4 protein-coding genes are annotated in these 4,521 nt (G+C 59.5%); all 4 read right to left on the bottom strand.

The annotated features are described in order from the left end of the window. Positions 1-85 precede the first annotated feature (85 nt). Positions 86-979: an FkbM family methyltransferase gene (locus IEV82_RS23310; protein ID WP_188484475.1), complete on the bottom strand. Its 894-nt coding sequence runs from the start codon at positions 977-979 to the stop codon at positions 86-88. Positions 980-1,048: 69 nt separating this feature from the next. After that, complete coding sequence (locus IEV82_RS23305; protein WP_188484474.1) at positions 1,049-2,113, bottom strand: glycosyltransferase family protein; 1,065 nt, start codon at positions 2,111-2,113, stop codon at positions 1,049-1,051. Then, a complete protein-coding gene (locus tag IEV82_RS23300; RefSeq protein ID WP_373285270.1) occupies positions 2,110-3,123 on the bottom strand; it encodes a glycosyltransferase family 4 protein in 1,014 nt (337 codons plus the stop codon). The genes IEV82_RS23305 and IEV82_RS23300 overlap by 4 nt, the downstream gene beginning before the upstream one ends. 261 nt (positions 3,124-3,384) lie before the next feature. Then, a partial coding sequence (locus IEV82_RS23295; RefSeq protein ID WP_229748008.1) for a glycosyltransferase family 4 protein occupies positions 3,385-4,521 on the bottom strand: 1,137 nt, incomplete at its 5' end.

The following is a 4,521-nucleotide window of genomic DNA, read 5'->3' as shown; positions in this document are numbered from 1 at the left end:
CCCGCTCGGTCACCAGCTTTACTGCCTCGATCTTGAACTCGCGGCTGAACTTTCGTCTCGTCATATCCAATCTCCAATTCCATGGTCACGATCTTATCTTCGTGTCCACGAAACCGGCAGCAGGCCAAAGTGCCTTTACCAACGCAACGCCGCCCAATCCTCGTGCAGAGCGCATGTTCAGAAGCAATACAATCTCAGGGGTAATGAAGCTTTTGCGCACTGCGATCCAGTTAGCCTGCGCAAAGGTATCCATAGAGTGGTGAAACCCGGATACCTCCAATCCCTGTGGAAGGAGGCGGCACAAAAGAAAGTGCTCTTCCAGAAGATCGTAAAAGTCCCGCAGCGCTGTTCGCGCAATTACGGTGAAGTAGTTATACTCAAACTGGATCACATCGATCCGCCCTTCCGTCAGAGCGTCTCCAAATCCTGTGAGCGCTTTGAAGTCATGCCCTTCAGCGTCGATTTTGAGCATGTTGAGATGAGAAACATTGCGCTTGGCCATCTCGACATCGCCAGTACTCAGAGAAACGTCAACTTTCTCGACCTCGATTTCACCCTCGTAGCTCCTCATATCATACAGGCTAGAGATATGAGGGTTATCGACAACGCTGTTGATCGCAATCTGCCCCGGAGTGTCACCCATACCCAGCTGCACGAGTGTCGCACGCTCTGACTGCACAGCAGTTGAAAGGGCGGCAAAGGTTGTAGGGACCGGTTCGAAACAGGTGACATGACCATTCTTCGTGCATTCCAGAAAATTTTGCGCCCATTCTCCCTGGTTTGCACCAACATCAAAGGCTTCCAACCGTCCAACGCTTGCAAGCTGCTTGATCAACCATCGTTCACCATTTGTTGTCATGACAACATCACGATTTTCATATGCGGAAACGATGCGTTGACCGATCGCATAGAGAGCATAAGAACCTGGGCGTCGATGTTTGACTATGAAATCAATCATTCGTGCAGAAAGGTGTTTCACGTGTATTCTTTCCAGACCTTCGATGCGGATACTCTGTATCAGTGTGGCACGGGCACGAGGCGTACTTCGCTACAGCGAAGTCAAACGTAGAACTAAGGATTGGGCGCGCGTACGCCAGAAGATGTCGCTGCTTGGTGTTTTTCGTTCACGCAAGCCGATCTCGAGCGCTGATGCCAGTCTTTGGGGCAACCCTGCACTACTATCGACCGTCACGCGCTCTCCCCCATGCCGTACGATCTGATCACAAGTATCGAGCGCGAAGATCGGCACGCCCGTTGCAAGATGATCCCACAGCCTCATGGGCGAGCAATGGTAGTTCAAGGCGCTGGGTCCGTATGGGATGAGAGCAGCATCCATCGCCCGAGCATAGGCGTGCATTTCCGTGTGGGGCAGTCGCCCAGTGACATGGACCTTCGGCCCGGCCAGCCATTCAAGCCTTTGCAGCTCCGGCGCCAGCGGACCCGCGACCAGCAGCGTGCCAAGTTTCGGTAAGGTGGCGACGGCTTCCAGCACTTCCAAGTCGAGGCGTGGACTCAGGGCCCCTAAGACACCGATGATCGGCCGCGGTAGCGCCCGCACGGCCTCTGGTGTCGGTGTCGTGTTATCGGCGAACCTCTGCTCCGTCGCATTGGGAGAAACGAAAGCCCGCTCCTTGTGAAGACCCAGTTCAGCAACGGCACGCTCCGCTAGACTGTCGGACACGAATACCCCCAAGGCGCAGTGCGTCAGGATCGCCCGTTCCCGCTCCAGCACACGCGGCCAGCCCGCGTAGCTGCCATAGTCATCGGCGCCGTAGTAGACTAAGGGCAGATCCCGCAGGTACGACGACAGAGGCGCGTAGGCGGGCGAGGGCAGGACGACCACTGGATCGTGCAACAGGCATGCGGCGCGCCGGATACGGCGCGCCATCAGCGCCTGTGCCGGTCCTGCCAGGCTGGAGGCCCAGCCGCGCGGCAGTCCGCATTTCACGATACGGGCGACCCCCGTGTCAGGTAGCGTTATCGGATCCATCCGCATCAACGCATCATTCTTGGGAAGAAAGGCAATGGTCGGTGCGACCTCTCCAAGCGCCTCGGCAATGCACCGGTGCCAGGTCGTGCCAACATCGACGAAAACGATGCCGCGCGCGGTCATGCTGGCATCCGCGCGTAAACGGCGTCAACGCTTTCCGCCATAGCGTCGAGCGAGAAATGCGTTTCGCAATCCTGCCGTCCCTCCCGGGCCATCCGGCCGTAGCGAGATGGCGTCTCCAGAATGTCAATGATTTCCCGCACAAGAGCCGCGCTGTCGCCATAGGGAACCGCCGAAACGCCCCTGCACAGGTCGATCACCTCATCCGATCCACTCCCGTTACGATAGGCCACCACGGGGATGCCACGCGCGGCCGGTTCGATCAGCCGCAGGCCAAAGGGCTCCCAGAGCGCCGTGAAGACCGACAGATCAGTCTCCGCCCAGAATTTGTCCATGTCGCTGACATGTCCCACAAACGTGATCGGAAGGCCGGCCGCTCTGCGTTCCAGTGCGGACCGCTCTGGACCGTCTCCGGCAATGCGTAACTGAATGTCGCCGCGCCCGGCCGCCTTAAGTACGCCCATAGCATCGACAAGCTCCTCGAGGCCTCTCCGCTCTGCAAGCCGCGAAGCAACTCCGAGGACGGTGCCCTGCTTGCGCGGCCGCCAACAGTGCGCGGGAATTCTGATTCCATTTAACACTGTCTGACACGGTATTCTGGCCGACAGCCCAAACTCCCGCCATTTCGCATTATTCCAGTCGGAGACCGACAGTACATGGGCAGATTGACTCAGGATGCAACGATCCGAAAGGTTTGCCATGAGTGTGCGCAGGCTCGTACCGCTGTGATACAAAGAAGGCGCGTTGTGTAGATGTGTCACGATCCGGCCGTGACCGCGGAGCGCCAGCGGATACCACGGTGCCCAGAGATGTAGGTGCACGATATCGGAGTGTTGGGCCTGCGCACGCAGGCCGGAAATCCTGTCCCGGAGGCCATGCGGAAGGGTTGCCGCCGGCACACCGGCCTCCCTTGCGGCGGCCTCAAACCGCTCTTCCGGCCGCGTCCCTAGAAGCGTCGCGTCCCGTCCCCTTGCTCTTTGAGTCATCACTAGGTCGATGGCGACGCGCTGCACCCCCCCGAACGGCGAAGAAGGGACAACATGTAGCACGGCGGGCGATTGCGCACTCACGCGGGACGCCCTCAAGGGGAGTTCGCAGACGCCCGCCGACACAGGGGGCGGCGGCACGGGGAAAGACAGTAGCGGCCGTGTGACCGGAGGTCCACGCTGTGGCCGCAGGTGGGATGTGCAATGATATGGATGACGAGAGTCCCTTAAATGAAGAGCGCGCTGCAGGCGCGGCAGGCTACCATACGCAAGGGGGAGAAAACGGGATCAGGGGATTTCGGTGCCACCTATAAGGCCTCGGAGACGTTCTGCCTGTTTTTTAGGTGTGAAATTGGTTGCAGACTGCCGGGCCATGGCTGCAAACTTATCCCTGCGCTCACGGTCATCTACAAGGACGGTGATGGCCTCCGCCAGTGCCTCAAAGTCGCGCGCCGGCACGATCAGGCCATCCACACCCGCCGTGATCGGCGCCCCGGCCTCCTGCGTCGTGATAACGGGCAGGCCCGCGGCCATCGCCTCATAAACAACCGTGGCGGAGCCCTCGGCAAGCGTTGGCAGGACGAATATGTCCGCCTCGGCAAAATGGGTGCGTACCGCGTCGCGGGGAACGCGTCCGAGGAAGGTCAGCCCGCTGGCTTCCGGATGAGTACGCACCGCGTCGGGGACGCCGCCAGCCACCACAAACTCGATATCGTCCCGACCCTGTTGCGCTAACAGGCGTGCGGTTTTCGCGAGGATATGTATCCCCTTGCGGCGCACGGCGCTTCCCGCAAAGAGGATACGGCCCTTCCGGGGCTTCGGTACAACCGTTTCCCATCCCTTTGAGGCGGCATAGGGTACGATGCGAATATCGTCGCGTTGCACTCCCCAGTTCGCCACGAGATCGTCCGCGACGAATGCCGATGGGCATACGAATGTGCTCGTGTTCGCGATCGTTTCGTACGCGTGACTGCGTCCGTCGATCATGGCGTCTTTCGGCAGCATGGGTTCAGGCCCCCAATCGGGAAAAGCCTCCCATTCCGCCCGTTCGATGTCCAGCGTGGAGAAAGCAACATAGATATCCGTCAGGACGGGAAGGCCGGCGGCCTTGGCCTCCTTCAAATAACGCCCGCCTTCTCCGAATGCGCTGAAAACATGGGTCGCACTCCCAAAGCCCCGTTTCAGCAGGCGATGGGTCTGCTCTTCGAAAATCTTTTGTCGCTGCTTGGCAAAGGTCCGGTAGTCTGAGGCAGCCTGGCGCGAGAGGCGCAGCATTTTCCATGTCCCCACCGGATCGCGGTAGCGTCCGTCAAGCTGGTGTAAATTCGGGTATGGCCAATCGAGGGCATCGGTCAGGCGGCCTGTGTTGATATGCTGAGAAGCGGGTCGATCTGTGCGGTGTCGATGAGCCCGAACGCCTCGACT

It is taken from the genome of Marivita lacus, assembly GCF_014637725.1.
In the GTDB taxonomy this organism is placed as follows: Bacteria; Pseudomonadota; Alphaproteobacteria; order Rhodobacterales; family Rhodobacteraceae; genus Marivita; species Marivita lacus.
Note: the sequence above shows the minus strand (reverse complement) of the source record. Positions and strands in the feature narration are given on the sequence as shown.